This is a genomic window from Streptomyces virginiae (assembly GCF_040638905.1).
Classification (GTDB): domain Bacteria; phylum Actinomycetota; class Actinomycetes; order Streptomycetales; family Streptomycetaceae; genus Streptomyces; species Streptomyces virginiae_B.
This window is the reverse complement of the sequence record NZ_JBEZYV010000008.1, coordinates 225,920-245,770: the sequence shown is the minus strand read 5'-3', so window position 1 is coordinate 245,770 and position 19,851 is coordinate 225,920. Positions and strand designations below refer to the sequence as shown.

Below are 19,851 nucleotides of genomic sequence, written 5' to 3'. Positions count from 1 at the left end.
GTATTCCGGGCCCTGCACGGAACCACCTGTTCCAGACTGATACGGTCCCGCTCTGCCGGAACACCGGAACATCTGTCCCCGCTGTCCCACGCGTTACCGAGAGGTTGAGCCGATGACGGACCCCGCCGCCGTGGAACGGGACGCCGCCGAGGCCGCCTCGGCCTTCGCCCATCCGGCGGTCGCACCGGACGCGACGGCCGCCTACGGGCAACACCCCGACCACGTCGTCGACTTCTACGCCCCGCGCGGCGAGAGCGCGGGCCCGGTCCCGCTGGTGGTGGTCCTGCACGGCGGCGCGTGGCGGGCGCCCTACGACAGGCAGCACATCACCCCCTTCGCGGACTTCCTGGCCCGGCGCGGTTTCGCCGTCGCCAACGTCGAGTACCGGCGCGGCAGTTCGCTGCCCCACCAGAATTCCGACGGGCCGGTCGCCGGGCGCTGGCCGGAGACCTTCGACGACGTCGCGGCCGCGATGGACGCCCTTCCGGGCCTCGCCGCGACCGCCCTGCCGCAGGCCGACGTCCGCCGCGTGGTCGTCACCGGCCACTCGGCGGGCGGCCACCTCGCGCTGTGGGCCGCGGCCCGGCACGTGCTGCCGTACGGATCCCCGTGGCGGCTGCCCGCCCCGCCGATGCTGCGGGGGGTGGTGGCGCTGGCGCCGATCGCGGACTTCGCGGTGGCGGAGGAGCTGGGCGTGTGCGGCGGGGCGAGCGCGCAGCTGCTGGGGGGCGCGGACCACTGGGACGAGCGGCTCCCGTCCGCCGACCCGGCGTCCCTGCTGCCGACGGGCATCGCCACGGCGGTCGTCCAGGGGCGGGACGACATCGTGGTCCCGCAGCAGGTGGCCGAGGCGTACGTGGCGGCAGCGGCGAAGGCGGGGGAGACGGTGGGGCTGACCCTGCTCGACGGGGTGGGGCACTTTCCGCTGATCGACCCGGGGGCGGACGCGTGCGCGGTGGTCGCGGAGGAGATCTCCCAGCTGGCCTGGTAGCGGACGCCGGACCTCCGCACACCTCCCCCGTGACCAGGGCGAAAACCCATGGCGGCGAGGGCCGGCACGCTGGGTACTCTGATCAAGATCTGATCAGGTCGCTTTGAAGAGCAAACAAATGGGGGGGCCGGTGCGCAATCGCCGACTCGTAATGACCGCTGCCCTCGTGGCGGCGGGTCTCGGGCTCATCCCGAGCACGGCCTCGGCCACCGGGGGGCCGGCCAAGCCCGCCGCGCAGGGCCCGGGCGCCGCGCAGGCCGCGAAGGCCGTGAAGGGCACGCAGGGCATGCAGGCCACGAAGGCCTCGGGCGAGAAGTTCCACAGCCCCGCCGACCGCACGGTGCGCACGACGCTGCCGGGCGCGGCCAACAAGGCCGCCGAGGACCACCCGGGGCTGGCCGCGGAGATCACGGGTGAAAGCTACTCCGCTCACCGGCTGGAGCTCATCACCAAGATCACGGGGCCGGACGTCACGCTCGACGTGGTCGTCGACTGGGGTGACGGCAAGACGGAGAAGACGACCGCCAAGGGCACCGGCGAGGTCTACCACAGCCACGTCTACGCCGAGGTCGGCGAGTACGTGGTGAAGGTGACGGTCACCGACGTCGCCAACGGCATCCAGGCCGCCAACCAGATCGCCTTCGCGACCGCGGGCGCCGAGTTCACCCCGCACGCCCCGACCCGGCTGCTGGACACGCGCGACGGTACGGGCGCGAAGGCGGGCAAGGTCGTGGGGCGCGGCACGACCCGTGTACGGGTGGCGGGCAACTCCGGGATTCCCGCCGGAGCCACGGCGGTCGTCCTCAACGTCACCGTCACGAACACCACCGCCGACGGGCACGTCACGGCGTACGCGGGCGGAGGATCCCGGCCGGACACGTCGAACCTGAACCACACCGCCGGTCAGTCCGTCCCGAACCTGGTCATCGTGCCGGTGGGCGAGGACGGTTACGTGGAGTTCTTCAACGGCGGCTGGAGCCCGGTGGACCTGATCGCCGACGTCACGGGCTACTTCACCCGTTCCGCGGCCGGCGGTTACACGGCGATGACCCCGGCCCGGTTCGTCGACACCCGTGAGGGCCTCGGCACCGCCAAGGGCCGGCTCGCCGGGCGGGGTACCTTCACCACCCAGATCGACGGCCTCAAGGGCGTGCCCAAGGGCATCACCGCCGTCGCCCTGAACGTCACGGTGACCAACCCCGGGGAGGCCGGTCACCTGTCGGTCTTCCCGGGCGGGGGCCAGACCCCCACGGCGTCCAACCTGAACTTCACGGCCGGCCAGACGGTCGCCAACTCGGTGATCGTACCCGTGAGCGCCGACGGCAGGATCAGCGTCTTCAACGGCTCATGGGCGGGCACCGACGTCGTCGTGGACGTCGTCGGCCACTACAGCAAGGACAGCAGGGCGGCGTACCGGGCGATCGACCCGTGGCGCGCGATCGACACCCGCGACACCGTGGCGTGGCCCGGGAGGCTGCCGGCCCGCGGGTACTTCTCGCAGTGGTTCGCGCCCGAGCCGGAGGGCGTCGAGGCCTTCACCTTCAACACGACGGTCACCAACACCACGGACTCCGGGTTCCTCTCGGTGGCACCCAGCCCGCTCCCGTGGGAGGAGAACACCGACCCCAACGCGCCGAAGCCGCCGCGTCCCGGCTCCTCCACCCTGAACTGGGCGAAGGGCGCCACCGTCCCGAACCTGGTGCAGACGGGCGTCGGCGAGTACGGGATCATCAACTTCTGGAACCAGGGCTGGCAGGACGCCGACCTGATCGTCGACGTCTTCGGCATCTACGAGACGAACTGATCCGCAGCTCCGCGCACAACGGCGAGGGTCCCGCCCGATCTCACGACCGGGCGGGCCCTCGCTCGTTCTCATCCCTTCCGCGGGTCCGTCCCGACGGACATTGGGATCAGTTCGGGACAGAAATGCGCCAACTCCACGCGACCGCAAAGGCATTGGCGATTTCGCGGGCGAAGATCTATGTACTCTGAAGCCCAGACCTGAGCACGTTCAAAAATGGGGGGACCGGTGCGCAGTCGCCGTCTCGTAGTTTCCGTCGCCGTCATCGCGGCAACCGTCGGTCTCGCGCCGGGCATCGCCCAGGCCGCGGAGCCGGTCACGCCGGGGGTGAGCGCGCCCGCCGTGGACCTGGCCAAGGCCGCCGCACCGAACCTGAACACCTTCAAGAGCCCCGCGGAGCGTTCCGTCCGCAAGGCCCTGCCGGGCGCCAAGGGCGGGGTCTCCGCCCAGCAGGCCTCCGGCAACCCCGACCTGGCCCTCGTCCTGAACGCCGCGGCCACCACGGCCCACGCGTTCGACCTGGAGACCACCGTCATCAGCGCCGACTCCGCGCTGAAGGTCACCGTCGACTGGGGCGACGGCAGCAGCCCGGACGGCGTGGACGCGTACGGCTCGACCGTCCTGAAGAACAGCCACACGTACGCGAAGCTCGGCCAGTACACCGTCAAGGTCACCGTGGCGGACCCGGCCAACCAGGCCGAGGTCGTCAACGAGTTCGAGGTGATGACCGCCGGCTCGGACTTCGTCGCGCACACCCCGACCCGACTGCTGGACACCCGCGACGGGACCGGCGCGGCCCAGGGCAAGGTCCCCGCGTACGGCTCGACCCGCGTGAAGGTCGGCGGCAACGGCGCGATACCGGAGGGGGTCACCGCCGTCGCCCTCAACGTGACCGTCACCAACACCACCAGCGGCGGGCACATCACGGCCTTCGCCGAGGGCACCGAGCGGCCGACGACCTCGAACGTGAACTTCGAGGCCGGCCGGTCCGTCCCCAACCTGGTCATCGTGCCCGTCGGCAAGAACGGCTACGTCGAGCTCGCCAACCGCGGCTCGGAGTCCGTCGACCTGATCGCGGACGTGACCGGCTACTTCACGCGCACCGACGCCGCCGGCTACACGCCGATGACGCCCGTCCGGTTCGTCGACACCCGTGAGGGCCTGGGCACCACCCGGGGCCAGCTGGCCGGGCAGAAGACCTTCGGTACGCGGATCAGCGGCCTGCGCGGAGTGCCGGAAGGCGTCACGGCCGTGGCGCTGAACGTGACGGCGACCAACCCGAAGGAGGCCGGCCACCTGTCCGTCTTCCCGAGCGGCGGCAGCGTCCCGATCACGTCCAACGTGAACTTCACCGCGGGCCAGACCATCGCCAATGCGGTGATCGTGCCCGTCGGCCCCGACGGCAGCATCAACGTCCGCAACGGCGCCTGGGCCGGCACGGACGTGATCGTCGACGTCGTCGGCTTCTACAGCCGCGACAGCAAGGCCGCCTACATGCCGATCACGTCGGTCCGGCTGATCGACACCCGCGACCCGCGCTGGCCGCACGGTCCGATGCAGGGTCGCGGCTACATCTGGCACCCGCTGTCGGTGGGCGAGCCCGGCATCGCCGGGTTCGTGCTGAACACCACGGTCACGAACACCGTCGGCGCGGGCTTCCTGTCAGTCGCTCCGGATTCGAACACGCGGGAGCAGTACCGGGACGGCAAGCAGGTGTTCCCGGAGCGTCCCACCGCCTCGACCCTGAACTGGACGGCCGGCAAGACCGTTCCGAACCTGGTCCAGGCGGGCTCCGGGAAGAACGGCATCGTCGACTACTGGAACCAGGGCTGGGACAACACCGACCTCGTCGTCGACATCTTCGGCTACTACGAGACCAACTGACCCACCGCCGAGCGCCCCGGGGACGGCCTCCCCGGGGCGCTCAGTGCTCCGGGGGCCCCGGTCTGCCGCCCGGAGCCAGGTGCTCCACCAGGTCGGCCAGGTCCTCGCAGACCTGCTCGATCCTCAGCCGTACGTTGTTCTGCTCGGTCACGAGCGCGGACAGCAGCAGCCCGGTGAGGGCGGCCGCGCCGTTGAGGGCCTGGAGGTTGACCATGAGCTCCAGGAGGCTGTACTCGACGAACGGCCCGACGTGATCGTGCGCCGCCGAGATCGCCAGGACCGAGATCAGCAGGGTGCACGGCGCGCTCCCGGCGAGCTGGAAGCGTACGGCCGCCCAGATCAGCAGCGGGAAGACGAGGAAGAGCACGGACAGGTGGCTGCGGGTGGCCACGAGGGTGACGATCACGGACGTGACCGCCAGGGCCGACACCTCGGCCAGCCGGTAGTCGTCCCGTGGCAGCCGGGCCCGGCGCAGGACCAGCAGCAGCGGGGTCAGTACGAGCACCCCCATGGCGTCCCCCACCCACCAGGCCGCCCACACCGGCCAGAATCCGCCCCGGGGCAGATCGCCGGTGAGTACGAGGGTCCAGGTCCCGGCCGTCGCGCTGATCAGCATCGGCAGCAGACCGCCCAGGAAGACGAGCGCCAGGGCGTCCCGCAGCCGGTCCATCTGCGTGCGGAAGTCCACCCGGCGCAGCATCAGGTACGCGCACACCGGCGCGATGGTGTTCCCCGCGAGGATGCCGAGGTCGCTGAGGTCGAACTCGCTGATCCGTTCGATGGCGAAGTAGGTGCCGAGCGGGATCCCCGGCCAGACCCGCGGGCCCAGCCAGAGCAGGGCGGCCAGCGCGATGCCGGTGGGCAGCCACAGCGGGGTGACCTGGGCGCCGTCGACGGTCACGCTCTGGCGCAGGCCGATCCGCCCGCCGATGTAGTACGCGACGGCGACGGCGAGGATCAGTAGGAGCAGTTCGGCCGGACGTCGCCATCCCTCGGTGCGCACCACATCATCAGACAACAGCCCGCCGGCCGGGTGGGGCGTGACACGCGCTACGCCGTCCCACGGGGTTGCGGGTCGCGGTCCTCGCCCGAGCCCGCTTGCGAGTCGGCTCCGGCCGCGTCGTGGCTGAGGACGAGCACCGCGGCGTCGTCCGCGTGGCCCGTCGAATCGGCCACCTTCATCACCTCGGCGGCCAGCTCGGCGGGGTCGGTGCCCGCCGCCTCCCGGACCACCCTGAGCACGCGTTCCAGCCCCACCTCCAGCGGGAACCGCGGTCCCTCGACCACGCCGTCGGTGAGCAGGACGATCGATCCCGCCTGTGTGAGGCGCCGCCGGGTCACCGCGTACGCCGCCCCGGGCACCAGGTTCAGCGGCAGCCCTCCGTTGTCTTCGGCTATGCCGTACCGGCCGTCGACCGTGGCCCACACCGCGGGGACGTGACCGGCCCGGGCGCTCTCCAGCTCCCAGGTGTCCGGGTCGAAGCGGAGCAGGCTGCAGGTCGCGAAGAGGTCGCGGTTCATCGAGAGCAGCACCTCATTGGCCCGGCTCAGCACCTCGCCGGGATCGACGACCACGGCCGCCACGGCCCGCAGGCAGATCCTGACCTGCCCCATGAAGGCGGCCGCGTCGACGTCGTGCCCCTGCACGTCGCCGATGCAGAGGGCAAGGGCGCCCTCCGGCAGCCGGAAGCCGTCGTACCAGTCGCCGCCGATGTCCAGGCCGTGCCGGGCGGGCGAGTACCGGGCCGCCGTACGCAGCCCCGGCAGGCTGGGCAGCGTGGTGGGAAGCATCTCGCGCTGCAGGGCCTCGGCCAGTTCCACGCGGGCCTGCTGGAGCTCCACGCCCTGCCGCGCCTGCGCGGTCAGCCGGCCGAGCATGCTCAGCAGGTCGGCGCTGGCCACCCGAGGGGGACGGCGCCGGCTCATCGAAGGCTCCGACGATGGTGCATCCGTCCCTGCTTCCGCCGTGGAAAGGACCTGCCCATCATATTTCCGCCGACCCGGACCCCGCCCCCCGAGCCCCGTCTCGGCGGAGCCCGCGGGGGAGGGCTTGCTGGGAACACCGGTGTCCGCATGATCTTGCAACCGGATCGGGCTCGTACTCGTGTTCCAGGAAGACCATGGTGTGACCACTGATGGAAAAGAGGGGGGATCGGTGCGCAATCGCCGACTCGTGATTTCCGCCGCCCTGGTGGCGGCGGGTATGGGCCTCGTGCCCGGGATCGCCCAGGCGGCGCCCGGGGCGGGGCCGGACGCGACGCTGGGGACGGGGGGCACGACGTACAGCAGCCCCGCCGAGCGTACGGTCGTCACCAAGGGCGCTCAGGGCGCTCAGGGCGCCGCTCCGGGTGCCAAGGGGGCTCAGGGGGCTCAAGGGGCTCAGGGCACGCAGGGGAAGCAGGGTGCGCAGGATTCGTCCACGTCGATCTACCTGACCGCGCACACCGACGGTGCGCGGTCGGTCGAGCTGCGGACCCACGTCATCGACTTCGACGCGCCCGCCCTCGACGTCACCGTCTCCTGGGGCGACGGCACGACGGACACCTACTCCCTGCCCGCCGGCGGCGCGTCCGACGCGCGGGACCTCAAGCACAAGTACGCCGTACTCGGCACGTACGACGTCAGGGTCACGGCGAAGAACGCCGCCGACGGCACCGAGGCCGTGAACGAGCTGAAGTTCACCACCCGGGGCGCCGAATTCACCGCGCACGAGCCCACCCGGCTGCTCGACACCCGCACGGGCACCGGCGCCGCGAAGGCCCAGGTCGGCCCGCGCAGCTCGGTGGCGCTGAAGGTCGCGGGCGCGGCGAAGGTCCCCGCCGGGGCCACCGCGGTCGCCCTCAACGTCACCGTCACCAACGCCACGGGCGCGGGCCACGTCTCGGTGCAGTCAACGAAGGACCGCGCCGAGGGCGCAGAGACGTCGAACGTGAACTTCGCCGCGGGCCAGACCGTCCCGAACCTGGTGATCGAGGCGATCGGCGAGGACGGGTACATCCACCTGTTCAACGGCGGCTGGGAGGCGGTCGACATCATCGCCGATGTCACCGGCTACTTCGCCCCGGCGCACGCCAACGGCTGGGGCGCGCTGAACCCGACCCGCGTCGTCGACACCCGCGAGGGCCTCGGCGCGGCCAAGGGCCAGGTCCCCGGCCAGGGCGCCGTCGGCGTGGAGATCGCCGGGCGCGCGGGCGTGCCGAAGGGCGCCACCGCGGTGGCGGTCAACCTCACCGCCACCAACCCGCGGTCGGCCGGCCACCTGACCGCCTACCCCAGCGGGAAGGCCGCCCCGGCGACCTCGAACGTGAACTTCACCGCCGGGCAGACGGTCGCCAACTCGGCCGTCGTGCCGATCGGCCCCGACGGAAAGATCAACGTGCGCAACGGCGGCTGGGACCCGGCCGACGTGGTGGTCGACGTCGTCGGCTACTACACCCCCGAGAGCCGGTCCGCCCTGGTGGCCCACGGGATCCCGTACCGGCTGCTGGACACCCGCAAGGACAGCTGGGGCGGCTGGAAGGCCGGCCCGCTGAAAGCCCGTACGCACTTCCCCATGCGGCTGGAGGGCGACACGACGACCCCGGACGTCGACGGCTGGGTGCTGAACACCACCGTCACCGACACCCGCGGGAACGGCTTCCTGTCCGTGACACCGGACCCGAACTTCTGGTCCGACTACGCGAACGGCACGGCGGTGACGCCGCAGCGGCCCGTCTCCTCGGTCCTGAACTGGACGAAGGGCGCGACCGTCGCGAACGTCGCGCAGACGCCCGGCGGCAAGGGCGGCATGATCGACCTGTGGAACCAGGGCTGGGAGGACACCCACCTGCTCGTCGACCTGCTCGCCTACTACCAGACGGACTGACCCGGCGGCCTGTAGACCGAAGGGGCGGTGCGCCGTACGGCGCACCGCCCCTTCGTGCCGCTGCGGCCTGGGTCGTGCCGTCAAAGTCCCGCCCGGCCGGCGGGGCCGGCCTGGTCGACACTCCCTAGAGGAACGAGTTGATCTCGATCGTCTCGGTGCGGCCGGGGCCGACGCCGATCGCGGAGATCGGGGCGCCCGACATCTCCTCCAGGGCCTTGACGTAGTCCTGCGCGTTCTTCGGCAGGTCGTCGAAGGTCTTGGCCTTGGTGATGTCCTCGGACCAGCCGGGGAGGTATTCGTAGATCGGCTTCGCGTGGTGGAAGTCGGTCTGCGAGTAGGGGAGCTCCTCGACGCGCTTGCCGTCGATCTCGTACGCGACGCAGACCGGGATCTGCTCCCAGCCGGTCAGCACGTCCAGCTTGGTGAGGAAGAAGTCGGTGAGGCCGTTCACGCGGGTGGCGTAACGTGCGATCGGCGCGTCGAACCAGCCGCAGCGACGGTCACGGCCGGTGGTCACACCGCGCTCGCCGCCGATGCGGCGCAGGTCCTCGCCGTCCTGGTCGAACAGCTCGGTCGGGAACGGGCCCGCGCCGACGCGGGTCGTGTAGGCCTTGAGGATGCCGATGACACGGCTGATCTTCGTCGGGCCCACGCCGGTACCGGTGCAGGCGCCGCCCGCGGTCGGGTTCGACGAGGTGACGAAGGGGTAGGTGCCGTGGTCGACGTCGAGCAGGGTGCCCTGGCCGCCCTCGAAGAGCACGACCTTGTCCTCGTCCAGCGCGTTGTTGAGGATCAGGGTGGTGTCGGCGACGTACGGCTTGATCTGCTCCGCGTACTGGAGCATCTCCTCGACGATCTGGCCGGCCTCGATCGCGCGGCGGTTGTAGAGCTTCGCGAGGAGCTGGTTCTTGCCCTCCAGCGCCGCCTCGACCTTCTGGGTGAGGATCGACTCGTCGTAGAGGTCCTGGACCCGGATGCCGATGCGGTTGATCTTGTCCGCGTACGTCGGGCCGATGCCGCGACCGGTGGTGCCGATCTTGCGCTTGCCGAGGAAGCGCTCGCCGACCTTGTCGAGGGTGACGTTGTACGGCGTGATCAGGTGCGCGTTGCCGCTGATGAGCAGCTTGGAGGTGTCGATGCCGCGCTCGTTCAGGCCGCGCAGCTCGGAGAGCAGGACGGCCGGGTCGACGACGACGCCGTTACCGATGACCGGGGTGCATCCGGGGGAGAGGATGCCGGAAGGGAGAAGGTGCAGCGCGTACTTCTGGTCGCCGACGACGACCGTGTGGCCGGCGTTGTTGCCGCCCTGGTAGCGCACTACATAGTCAACGGATCCACCGAGCAGGTCGGTGGCCTTTCCCTTGCCCTCGTCACCCCACTGAGCTCCGAGCAGCACAAGAGCGGGCACAGGCGTACACCTCTTCCGGATGGGGCATGTCCAAGGTCAGGGGGCGTACGACGATGTACGCGGGCTGAGCCGTCGGACGGGTTGCCCCGGAATAGACGAAGGCCCTGGCGCAATAGCGCAAGGGCCTCTTGCACAAAGATGCTACCCGAGGAAGGACCGAGGTGTCGGCTCCAGAGCCCACCATGAGCGAAGCGGGCGCGCCGGTAGGCGGTCTGCTGGTGCTCGTCGACCCGGTCGCCCGCCGTCTTGACGGCGAGTCCGTGCGGATCGCGAAAGATGTGTTGTCAGCGGGCGCGGCAGCGAAGATCTGCCTCCCGGACTCGCAGGAGGAATTCGCGCGGGCCCTCGCCCGCCGGGGTCATCGACAGCCGGTGATCGTGGGCGACGACCGGGCCCTGGTGCGGGCCGTGGGACTGCTGCACCGGGAGCGGGGGCTGGGCGAGGGCGCGCTGGCGCTGGTTCCGGTGGGGCCGGCGGGGTCCCTGGCGCTGGCGAGGTCCCTGGGTGTGCCCGAGTCCGCCGTCGCGGCGGCGCGGGCGGTGCTGGACGGCTCGGTGCGGATGTGCGACCTGCTGGTCGACGACAGTGACGGGGTGGTGCTGGGCGCGCTGCGGATCCCGCCGCTGCGCGGGCCGGAGCGGGGGGTGCCCAGGCCGGCCGGGCCGTCGGTGTGGAGCGCGTACCGCTCGCTGGTGCGGACGCTGGTCCGCCCGGTCGCGGCGGCGGGCGGGGCGGGCGGCGGGCACCACCGGCTGCGGGTGGAGGCCGACGGGGTGCTGCTGGCCGATGTGGACCAGCCCGTGGCGGACGTCTCGGTGCGCACGCGGGGCGACGGAGAACCGGCGGAGGTCGCGGTGCGCACGGGTGGTGGGTTCGGCGGCTCGACGGTGACGGCTCGGGCGAAGAAGGTCACGGTGTCGGGCGCGGACTTCCGCTACCGCGCCGACGGCGCGATGGCCGGCCCGGTCCGCCGTCGTACGTGGACGCTGCGCCCGGGGGCATGGACGCTCACCGTGCCCCGCTGACGGCGGGGGCGGCGACACCGCCTGCGGTGACGTCGCGGGAGGGCACGGGAGGCGCTGGGTGACTGGCGGCGGGACGCTGCTGCTGTGCCTGCTGCCGGTGCTCTGCTGACCTGCGCCGGTCGCGGCGGTGCTCATGCGCCCGGTGGTGCTGGTGGGTGCTGCTGGGCCCGGTGTGTGCTCGGAATGCGCGAGCTGCGCGCCGTCCGCCAGGGTGCGGCGCCTGCTGCGGGACCCGGCGGTGCGCTGGGTGCCGTACGACGCCGAGGTGGTGCGCATGCCGTGGCGGCCGCCGGTGCTGGCCCAGACCGCCCTGGCGGCGGCCGGCCCCGCCGCCCTGCCCCGCCGCCCTGTGCCGCCGCGACCTGACGGCCTCACCGGCAGACGCCCCTAGAACTCCACGAGCAGGCGTTCCAGCCCGCGGATGACGTACCCGTCCCGCCACCGCGGCTCCTCCACGAGCCGCAAGGGCGGGATCCCCTCCGACAGCAGCGCCCCGAACGAGGCCTCCAGCTCCCGCCGCGCCAGCGGCGCCCCCAGGCAGTAGTGGATCCCGGCCCCGAAGGTCAGGTGGGGGTTGTCCGCCCGTACGACGTCCAGCGTGTCGGGGTCGTCGAAGCGCGCGGGATCCCGGTTCGCAGAACCGAACAACAGTGCGACCTCGGCTCCGCGGGGGATCTCGTTGTCACCCACGCGGATGTCGTCGAGCACCCAGCGTTCGAACATCTGCAGAGGAGTGTCGTACCGCATGAGTTCATCCACAGCTGTGGACAACTTTTCGGGATCGTGGCCGTCGCGGAGCGCGGCGAGCTGAGATGGGTTGCGGAACAGCGCCCACCACCCGTTGACCGTGGTGTTGACGGTGGCCTCGTGCCCGGCGTTCAGCAGGAGGGCGCAAGTGGAGATCATCTCCTGCTCGCTGAGCCGCCCCTCCTCATCGTGGGCGGCGATCAGTCCGGAGATCAAATCCTCCCCGGGGCGGGTTCGCCGCTCGGCGATCAGCTCCCGCAGGTACGCGCTGAAGTCGATGCTGGCCCGCACCGCGCGCCGCGCCGTCTCCTCGTCCGGCCGGAGTTCGAACATCCCGCAGATGTCCGCCGACCAGGGCCGCAGCAGCCCCCGGTCCGCCTCCGGCACGCCCAGCAGCTCCGCGATCACGGCCACCGGCAGCGGCTCGGCGACGGTGGCGAGCAGGTCACCGCCCCCGTCCGCGAGCAACCGCCCCACCAGTTCCCCGGCCATCCGCTGCACGGCGGGCACGAGCCGCTCCACCGTCCGCGGGGTGAAGGCCTTCGCCACCAGCCTGCGCACCCGCGCGTGCGCGGGATCCTCCAGGTCCAGCAGCCCGTTGCCGTTGAGCACATGGAAGGGCTCGTGCTCCGGCGGCGACGCCTCCCGCCCGAACTCCTCGTGCGAGAACCGGTGGAGGTAGGTCCGCCCCAGCCGCCGGTCCCTCAGCAGCGCACTGACATCGGAGTAGTGCGGCACCAGCCACTGCCCGGTGGCCTCCCACCAGATGGCCCGCCCCTGCTCCCGCAACTCCCGGTACGCCGGGTACGGATCGGCGACGAACGCGGCATCCCACGGATCAAAGCCCATCCCCGCAGACTAGGGGGTGTCCTGTCGACCAGGCCGGGCCCGCGGCGCGATCGGCGAGCCACCTCCTGGGGCTCTCCCCGGCTCTCCCCGGCTCTCCCCCCGGGTCAGGCCGGCGTGACCAGGCGGGTCTCGTAGGCGAACACCGCCGCCTGCGTCCGGTCCCGCAGGCCCAGCTTGACCAGGATCCGGCTGACATGGGTCTTGATCGTGGACTCCGCGACGATCAGCCGGTCGGCTATCTCCGCGTTGGACAAGCCCTGCGCGATCAGGATCAGCACCTCCGTCTCACGCTCCGTCAGCTCACCCACCCCGGCCGGATCCGCCAGCCTGCGCGCCTCGGAGATCTTCGAGAACTCCGCTATCAGCCGCTTGGTCACCGAAGGCGCCAGCAGGGCCTCACCGGCCGCCACCACCCTCACCCCGTCCGCCAGCTGGCGGGCTGAAGCGTCCTTCAGCAGGAACCCGGAAGCCCCCGCCCGCAGCGCCTGGTACACGTACTCGTCGAGGTCGAAGGTCGTCAGGACCAGCACCTTCGCGTCCGTGTCCGCGGCCACGATCTCCCGTGTCGCCTCCAGGCCGTTCATCTGCGGCATGCGTATGTCCATCAGCACCACGTCCGGCCGCAGCGCCGCCACCTGCGCGACGGCCTCCCGGCCGTCGACCGCCTCGCCCACCACCTCGATGCCGTCCATGGCGTTCAGCAGAACGGAGAACCCCTCGCGGACCATCATCTGGTCGTCGACGATCAGCACCTTGATCGTCATGCCGGTCCTTCCTGCGACTCCGGCACCGGCTCGGCCCGGTTGCGCACCGGAATGAACACCGCGACCTCGTACCCGCCCGATGCCGTCCGCGCGGCCGTCATCTGCCCCTCCAGCATGGCGACCCGCTCCCGCATCCCGGTGATCCCGTGGCCGGCCCCCGCCGAGGGCCGAACATCCCCGGTCGGCGCCTCGTTGACGACCCGTATCCCCAGACCGCCCAGCACGTACGACACCTCCACCCCGGCCGCCGCGCCCGGCGCGTGTCGCAGGGTGTTGCTCAGGGCTTCCTGGATGATCCGGTACGCCGACAGCTCCACGCCCTGCGGCAGCTCCCGTACCGCACCCGTGACCGTCTTCTCCACGCTGAGCCCCGCCTCGCGCACATTCGCCAACAGCCCGTCCAGCGAGGCCAGCGTCGGCTGCGGGGCGTCCGGAGCCTCGTAGTCCGCGGAGCGCACCACACCCAGCACCCGCCGCAGCTCCGTCAGGGCCGCCACCGCGTTCTCCCGGATGGTGACGAACGCCGCCTCCAGCTCCGGCGGCGGATTCTTCACCCGGTACGGGGCGGCCTCCGCCTGGATCGCCACCACCGACATGTGGTGCGCCACCACGTCGTGCAACTCCCGCGCAATCGTGGTCCGCTCCTCCAGCAGCGTCCGCTTGTCCCGCTCGACGGCCGTGACCTCCTGCTGCGCGCTCACCTCCGCTTTGGCGTGCCTGCGTATCTGGATGCTGCCGGCGATCACCAGAGCGAACGCCGAGGTCACCGCCATCTCCGGCATGTTCGAGCCCCACTGGCCGTTGAACACCACGGACAATGCGGTGCCCAGCGCGAGGGTGAGCGCCCACATCCAGGCCGCCACCCGCGGGCCGGTTCGCAGCGTGACGAGGACCATGACCGCGATGTAGGAGAAGAAGGCGCCCGGGGTCCAGGGCCAGTTGGCGCCGCCGCCGAGGGCGGCCAGCACCACCGTCATCGCGACGGCCGCCCACCACGCGCCCACCGGCCGTACAAGCGTCATCAGGACCGGAGCCGCAGCTATCAGCCCCATGACGAGCTGACCCAGATCGCCCAAGTAGCTCGACTGCCCTTCCGTCGTGAACAGCACGGCGAAGAACGCCAGCACGCCCACCGCCGCATGCCGCCGCCACGGCGCATACCGTCGTATCCCCTCGGGGAGCCGCCGCGAGAAGCGTCCCGGTGCCCCCGCCAGGGGCAGCGGCCGGTAGGCGAAGGCATCGGTGACGAGGTCCTGGCGCAGGGTCGCGATCACCTCCGATGCCAGTCGGAATTCAGGCGTCCGGGCTGTCCCCCCGGTGGTCGTCTCGGTCATGCACACAACCGTAGGTCTGTACCGCCTTCGTCCGCGTCGCCGCCGATGGGGATTTCCCCGGGTCCCTCTCAAGTACTACACGGGTCCGTCAGTAGCCCGTCGGACGGATCAGACCGCTCTCGTAGGCGAACACCGCCGCCTGCGTCCGGTCCCGCAGCCCCAACTTCACCAGGATCCGACTCACGTGGGTCTTCACCGTCTGCTCGGCCAGGACCAGGTGCTCGGAGATCTCCGCGTTCGACAGGCCCTGGGCGATCAGCGACAGCACCTCGGTCTCCCGCTCGGTCAGCACGTCGATCCGGGCTCGCGACGGCGCGCGGGGAGCGCCCAGCCGGGAGAACTCCGTGATCAGCCGCTTCGTGATGTTCGGCGAGAGCAGCGCCTCACCGGCCGCCACCACCCGTACCGCCTCCGCGAGCTGATCGGCCGAGGCGTCCTTCAGCAGGAACCCGGAAGCCCCGGCCCGCAGCGCCTCGTACACGTACTCGTCGAGGTCGAAGGTGGTCAGCACGAGAACCTTCACCGCGGCGTCGGGAACACGGGTGATCACGGACGTGGCCTCGATACCGCCCATGCCGGGCATGCGGATGTCCATCAGCACCACGTCCGGAGCCAGCTCGGCGACCTTCGCGACGGCGTCCGCCCCGTCCACCGCCTGCCCCACGACCTCTATGTCGGGCTGGGCGTTGAGAAGCACGGTGAAGCCCTGCCGCACCATCATCTGGTCGTCGGCGATCATCACCTTGATCGGGGTGCTCATGCGGCCTTCTTCGTCTCGGGGCCGGTACCGGGGCCGGCGGGCGGGTCCTGGGGGTCCATCGGGAGCACGGCGCTGACCTCGTACCCGCCGTCGGGGCGTGGTCCCGCGGCCAGTTCGCCCCCCAGCATGCCCGCCCGCTCCCGCATCCCCAGCAGCCCGTGCCCCGCTCCTTGCGAGGGCGCGGCCGGCCGGGTCGGCGCACTGTTGGCGACGCACAGGTGCAGCTCGCGAGGCCCGTACGCGACGCCGACCTCCACCTGTGAACCGGGCGCGTGGCGGAGGCAGTTGCTCAAGGCCTCCTGCACGATCCGGTACGCGGTGAGTTCCACGCCGGGCGTCAGCGGCCGGCGGATGCCCGCGACCGCGGTGGTGACGTCCAGCCCCGCACCCCTTACGTTGTCCACGAGGCCGTCCAACTCGGCCAGGGTCGGCTGCGGATGCTGCGGGGCAGCGGGATCCCCGGGTTGTTCGGAGCGCAGCACTCCCAGTACCCGCCGCAACTCCGTGAGGGCCTCCAGCGCGTTCTCCCGGATGCCCGCCAGGTTCTCCTTGAGTTCCTCGGACGGGTTGTCCACGAGGTGTGGGGCGACCTGCGCCTGGATGGAGATCACCGACATGTGGTGCGCGACGACGTCGTGCAGTTCACGGGCGATGCGGCTGCGCTCCTCCAGCACGGTGCGCCGTGCGCGCTCCTCCGCGGTGAGGGTCTCCTGCTCGACCAGTTCGCCACGGGCCAGCCGCAGGGCGCGCAGCGCGTACCCGAGGAGCCCGACGAAGCCGAAGAGGACGGTCGCCGCCATGGAGGAGAACTGGCTCCCGCCCGGATGGAGCGTCAGCTCGGCCGCCCCGGTGAGGGCGATGGAGATGCCGACGACCCATATGGTCACCCGAGGCGGCACCCGGAGGGCGACCAGCAGCAGCACGGGGGCGAACGCGAACATCCCGCCGGGCGTCCAGGGCCAGGTCTGGCCCTGCCCGACGTTGTCGTGGATCATCCAGGCGATCCAGCCCGCGGCGAGCAGAGCGAGCCACCAGGCGGCGACAGGGCGGAACATCGCCAGCCAGATGGACAGCGCGGTCAGCAGCGCGACGGCCAGCGGCGGGCCGCCCTTGACGTGGTAGTGGTCCATGAGCTGCTCGGTGGTGAGGAACCCGAAGAACACCGCGGCATAGGCGACGAATACGTGCGGCAGCCGGGCGAGCCACCGCGGCCCGCCCATCCTGGGGAGCGGATCACTTCGCAGCGTGAACAGGTCCAGGGCCAACGACAGACGGGGCCCGGCTCCCGCGGCGGCTTCTGAGGTTCTCGGCCCGGCCGGGGGCACGCGCTGATCGTTCACATCGGCCAGCCTAGGCATGGTTGACCTCCTTGGCGGAAGGGCTCGGGACGCGGCAGGCGGCGGTGACCGTGGCCGGGCGGGGGCGCCCCGCCTGTTCGTGGACGCGGAACGCCGCCCAACAAAGCCCCAACACGGCAGCGAACACCGGCAGCCACAACACCCGGGCCGCTATCCAGCCGACCGAGTCGGGCACGGTGTGCAGGCCGGGCAGGTCGGCCGAGACCAACAGCCCGAGGGCGGTGACGGCCATCATGGCGGTCTGGTGCCACAGGAAGATCGTCATGGCGGACAGGTTCACCAGCGCCACCTTCGCCCAGGCCGCCGGCCGCCGCATGAGCCGGGCCAGCCGGTCGCGGACCAGCAGGGCCAGCCCGCACTGGGCCAGTCCGAAGGCGACCGCGGCGAGGGTCGGCGGGTTCAGGTTCGAGATCGCCGCTCCCGGCACGCCCACCATGGACGCCGGGTATCCGCCCCACAGGATCAGCGCGGCGGTGGCCGCGGCGCCGGCGCCGGCCAGGAGCCGGAGCCGAGCCCGCCGGGCGAGGGCCCCGCGTGCCCACGCGGCGCCCAGCGTGAAGGGCACGAGCCAGCCCGCGGCCACATTGACCCAGCCGATCCACTCGGGCCCGCCCGGCCCGAAACGCCACAGGTCGACACCCGCCACCACGGCGGCAGGCCAGAGCGGGCTGAGCCGTGCCACGAGTGGGGTCGCGGCGGTGAGCGCGGCGAACACCAGCAGGAACCACAGCGGCGACAGGACCAGCTTGACCAGCGTCCGTACGGTGTCGAGCTCCGCGCCGCCGATGAGCAGCCCGCCCGCCACGACCGTCCACAGGACGAGCACCGCGGCGACCGGCCGGAACAGCCGGCCCAGCCGCTGCCCGATCCAAGCCCCGTACGAGACTCCCCGCTCGCGCGCCGAGGCGTACCCAACAGCGGCGACATGGCCGCCGACCAGGAAGAAGACGGCCAGCGTCTGGAACACCCAGGACACCGGCGCCAGCCAGGGCAGGCGGGCCAGCGGGCTGGTGCCGTGCAGACCGCCGTCGGCCGCGGTCAGGGAGGTGACCAGCCAGTGGCCGAGCACCACTCCGAGGATCGCCAGGGCCCGGAGCGCGTCCACGGCCCGGTCCCGGCCGGCCGGCGTGGCCGCGTCGATGCCCGCCGCCAGAGCGGACCAGCGGCCGCGGAGTTCATGCACGGGAGGCCTCCTGCGCGGGAGCGGTACCGAGGACGATGGCGGCCAGGGCGTCGAGGGAACGGGTGCCCGGCTTGAGGTAGTCGCTGTGGCCCCCGGCGCCGGCGTCGAAGGCCCGCGCCCCGAAGGCGGGGTCGACCGGGTCGGTGCCGAAGCCGATCCCGCCGAGCCGGACGTGCGGCACACCGGCTATCCAGTCGGCGCCGCCCCGCCCGGCCCAGACCCGGGCGGAGGTCTGCAGCTCCCGGACGGAAGCGGCCCCGGTACCCGGGCTGCCGAAGAACACCATGTCGCCGACCGCCGGCCCCGTCGGGGTCCGGGCGCAGACGACGGAGCCGTAGGAGTGGCAGAGCAGCGACAGCCGTGAGCCGGGCGCGGCCATGTCCCGCAACCGGTCCAGGAGCGGCCCCAGTTCGGCCGCCGCCTCCTCGGCCCGGCCGGCGGTCAGCACGGTCGTACTGACCGTGCCCGGGGTGTCGTACCCGAGCCAGGCGACCACGGCGGAACGGGGACCGCCCGCCTGCAGGCGCTGCTGGAGGGCCACCGCCCCGGACCGGAACCTCTCGTACGTATCGAGGGTGGTGTCGGAGCCGGGCACCAGGACGGCGATCCGGTCGGCGGTCTCCAGCTCGCCGAACACCTCGACGACCCGGCCCCGTCCGCTGCCGTCGAAGGCGAGGAACTGTGCCGTGCCGCCCGCCGCCATGGCCCGAAGTCGGCCGGCCCGGCCGGAGCGGTCGGCGTCCTGGGCCATCCGGACCGCCTCGGCGAGATTGTCACGGTTGGCGGCATAACGGCTTTGGGGCGAGGCATCCTCGGCGAACACGACGGGTGCCGGGGCGGGAGCCTTGGCGGAGGCGGCGGCCGACACGGGGACGACGACGGCCGTCGCGACCAGCGAGGCCAGCAGCGTGCGGCGTAGCCGCCCACCACGCACCCTCGCCCTCCCGGTGCTGAACACCGCCCCGCCCGCGCCGACCCCGCCCGCGCTGACCCCGCCCGTGCCGACCCCGTCCGCCGCCCCCGCAGCCCCTGCCGTGCCCGTCGCCGTCCCCGTCGCCACGATGTGCTTCCTTCGGTCGCCCGGAAGGGCCGTCAGCGCCCCTCTGTCTCACCGAAGTTAGAAACCGGGACCCCTCGTCGGCGTCCCGCCGCAGAGCCGTGTTCGCACGTAGCTCTCGGGTATGACGGGGGATACTTCAGAGGCACAGCGCGCGCCTCACCGTGTGCCACACCATCGCCCAACACCACGGTGACATGAGCCACTTGGAGTTCACCAATGAGCGACGACGACTGGCGCAGCGACCGCATCGGCAGCGCGCACCGCGGCGTGAACCCCACCGTCCTGCGCCGCCTCACCGCCGGCTTCGCGGTCATCGGGGACCGGCAGTTCCTCCCCGGCTACTCGGTACTGCTGACCGACGACCCGGCCGCGACCCGGCTCTCGGACCTGCCCCGGCCGCGCAGGGGCGCGTACCTCGCGGACACCGAGCGGCTGGCCGAGGCCGTCGAGCGGGCCTGCGTACGGCTCGACCCGGCCTTCCGCAGGGTCAACATCGAGATCCTCGGCAACACCGACCCCTACCTCCACGCCCATGTCTGGCCCCGCTACGACTGGGAACCCGAGGACCGCGTCAGGCGGCCCGTGTGGCTCTACGAGGAGGAGTGCTGGCGCGGCGAGCGGCACGCGCTGGGTCCGCGCCACGACGCCCTGAGGGCCGCGATCGGCGAGGAGCTGGACCGGCTCGGAGCGGCGGGGCCCACGGCCTGACCGGCTACTGGCGGGCCGTCATGTCGTCGCGACCCGCACGCCGAAGCGGATCAGGACGCCCCCCGTCGCCCGTCGCCCGTCGCCCCGCCGTCACCCGCCCCGGGCGTGTGCCCC

At 72.0% G+C, this 19,851-nt stretch carries 17 protein-coding genes; 7 read left to right on the top strand and 10 right to left on the bottom strand.

Annotated features, from left to right (window positions below; all coding sequences use genetic code 11):
• The first annotated feature begins 112 nt into the window (after window positions 1-112).
• The 3 genes from AB0F82_RS14650 to AB0F82_RS14640 all read left to right on the top strand — a co-directional run bounded on the left by AB0F82_RS14650 (window position 113) and on the right by AB0F82_RS14640 (window position 4,676).
• Entirely contained in the window at window positions 113-991 is an 879-nt protein-coding gene (locus AB0F82_RS14650) for an alpha/beta hydrolase (RefSeq protein ID WP_362627069.1), read from the top strand.
• A 151-nt stretch (window positions 992-1,142) separates the two neighbouring features.
• The gene (locus AB0F82_RS14645) at window positions 1,143-2,795 is read left to right on the top strand and encodes a hypothetical protein (protein WP_362627066.1); all 1,653 of its coding nucleotides are present in this window, start codon (window positions 1,143-1,145) and stop codon (window positions 2,793-2,795) included.
• A gap of 225 nt (window positions 2,796-3,020) precedes the next feature.
• The gene (locus AB0F82_RS14640; RefSeq protein WP_362627063.1) at window positions 3,021-4,676 is read left to right on the top strand and encodes a PKD domain-containing protein; all 1,656 of its coding nucleotides are present in this window, start codon (window positions 3,021-3,023) and stop codon (window positions 4,674-4,676) included.
• A gap of 40 nt (window positions 4,677-4,716) precedes the next feature.
• On the opposite strand, the gene AB0F82_RS14635 is transcribed toward AB0F82_RS14640, so the two are convergent.
• Both AB0F82_RS14635 and AB0F82_RS14630 read right to left on the bottom strand, forming a co-directional pair.
• Window positions 4,717-5,682: an MASE1 domain-containing protein gene (locus tag AB0F82_RS14635; RefSeq protein ID WP_362627060.1), complete on the bottom strand. Its 966-nt coding sequence runs from the start codon at window positions 5,680-5,682 to the stop codon at window positions 4,717-4,719.
• A 44-nt stretch (window positions 5,683-5,726) separates the two neighbouring features.
• Window positions 5,727-6,602, bottom strand: coding sequence for a PP2C family protein-serine/threonine phosphatase (locus AB0F82_RS14630; protein ID WP_362627057.1), 876 nt, complete (start codon window positions 6,600-6,602; stop codon window positions 5,727-5,729).
• A gap of 229 nt (window positions 6,603-6,831) precedes the next feature.
• Between AB0F82_RS14630 and AB0F82_RS14625 the strand changes: the two genes are divergently transcribed.
• The gene (locus tag AB0F82_RS14625; protein WP_362627054.1) at window positions 6,832-8,541 is read left to right on the top strand and encodes a hypothetical protein; all 1,710 of its coding nucleotides are present in this window, start codon (window positions 6,832-6,834) and stop codon (window positions 8,539-8,541) included.
• Between the two features lie 124 nt (window positions 8,542-8,665).
• Here the strand turns inward: AB0F82_RS14625 and AB0F82_RS14620 are convergent, their stop codons facing one another.
• Window positions 8,666-9,949: an adenylosuccinate synthase gene (locus AB0F82_RS14620; protein WP_356811620.1), complete on the bottom strand. Its 1,284-nt coding sequence runs from the start codon at window positions 9,947-9,949 to the stop codon at window positions 8,666-8,668.
• Window positions 9,950-10,131: 182 nt separating this feature from the next.
• On the opposite strand from AB0F82_RS14620, the gene AB0F82_RS14615 reads away from it, so the two are divergent.
• Together AB0F82_RS14615 and AB0F82_RS14610 are read left to right on the top strand one after the other, a co-directional pair.
• The gene (locus AB0F82_RS14615) at window positions 10,132-10,974 is read left to right on the top strand and encodes a diacylglycerol kinase (RefSeq protein ID WP_362627152.1); all 843 of its coding nucleotides are present in this window, start codon (window positions 10,132-10,134) and stop codon (window positions 10,972-10,974) included.
• A 127-nt stretch (window positions 10,975-11,101) separates the two neighbouring features.
• Window positions 11,102-11,365, top strand: coding sequence for a hypothetical protein (locus tag AB0F82_RS14610; protein WP_362627051.1), 264 nt, complete (start codon window positions 11,102-11,104; stop codon window positions 11,363-11,365).
• Here the strand turns inward: AB0F82_RS14610 and AB0F82_RS14605 are convergent.
• The 7 genes from AB0F82_RS14605 to AB0F82_RS14575 all read right to left on the bottom strand — a co-directional run bounded on the left by AB0F82_RS14605 (window position 11,362) and on the right by AB0F82_RS14575 (window position 19,029).
• The gene (locus AB0F82_RS14605) at window positions 11,362-12,570 is read right to left on the bottom strand and encodes a cytochrome P450 (protein ID WP_362627048.1); all 1,209 of its coding nucleotides are present in this window, start codon (window positions 12,568-12,570) and stop codon (window positions 11,362-11,364) included. The two genes, AB0F82_RS14610 and AB0F82_RS14605, sit on opposite strands and share 4 nt — an antisense overlap.
• 104 nt (window positions 12,571-12,674) lie before the next feature.
• A complete protein-coding gene (locus AB0F82_RS14600; protein ID WP_356811622.1) occupies window positions 12,675-13,334 on the bottom strand; it encodes a response regulator transcription factor in 660 nt (219 codons plus the stop codon).
• The gene (locus AB0F82_RS14595) at window positions 13,331-14,668 is read right to left on the bottom strand and encodes a sensor histidine kinase (RefSeq protein WP_362627045.1); all 1,338 of its coding nucleotides are present in this window, start codon (window positions 14,666-14,668) and stop codon (window positions 13,331-13,333) included. Before AB0F82_RS14595 ends, AB0F82_RS14600 begins: the two co-directional genes overlap by 4 nt.
• 88 nt (window positions 14,669-14,756) lie before the next feature.
• A complete protein-coding gene (locus tag AB0F82_RS14590) occupies window positions 14,757-15,428 on the bottom strand; it encodes a response regulator (protein ID WP_030817459.1) in 672 nt (223 codons plus the stop codon).
• Window positions 15,425-16,648 (bottom strand): sensor histidine kinase, encoded by a 1,224-nt coding sequence (locus tag AB0F82_RS14585; RefSeq protein ID WP_362627042.1) that lies wholly within the window; start codon window positions 16,646-16,648, stop codon window positions 15,425-15,427. Before AB0F82_RS14585 ends, AB0F82_RS14590 begins: the two co-directional genes overlap by 4 nt.
• A 130-nt stretch (window positions 16,649-16,778) precedes the next feature.
• On the bottom strand, window positions 16,779-17,969 hold the full coding sequence (locus tag AB0F82_RS14580; protein WP_362627040.1) for an acyltransferase family protein: 1,191 nt from the start codon (window positions 17,967-17,969) through the stop codon (window positions 16,779-16,781).
• A complete protein-coding gene (locus AB0F82_RS14575) occupies window positions 17,962-19,029 on the bottom strand; it encodes an alpha/beta hydrolase (RefSeq protein ID WP_362627037.1) in 1,068 nt (355 codons plus the stop codon). Before AB0F82_RS14575 ends, AB0F82_RS14580 begins: the two co-directional genes overlap by 8 nt.
• A gap of 216 nt (window positions 19,030-19,245) precedes the next feature.
• Between AB0F82_RS14575 and AB0F82_RS14570 the strand changes: the two genes are divergently transcribed.
• A complete protein-coding gene (locus AB0F82_RS14570; RefSeq protein ID WP_362627034.1) occupies window positions 19,246-19,737 on the top strand; it encodes an HIT family protein in 492 nt (163 codons plus the stop codon).
• The last annotated feature ends 114 nt before the right edge of the window (window positions 19,738-19,851 follow it).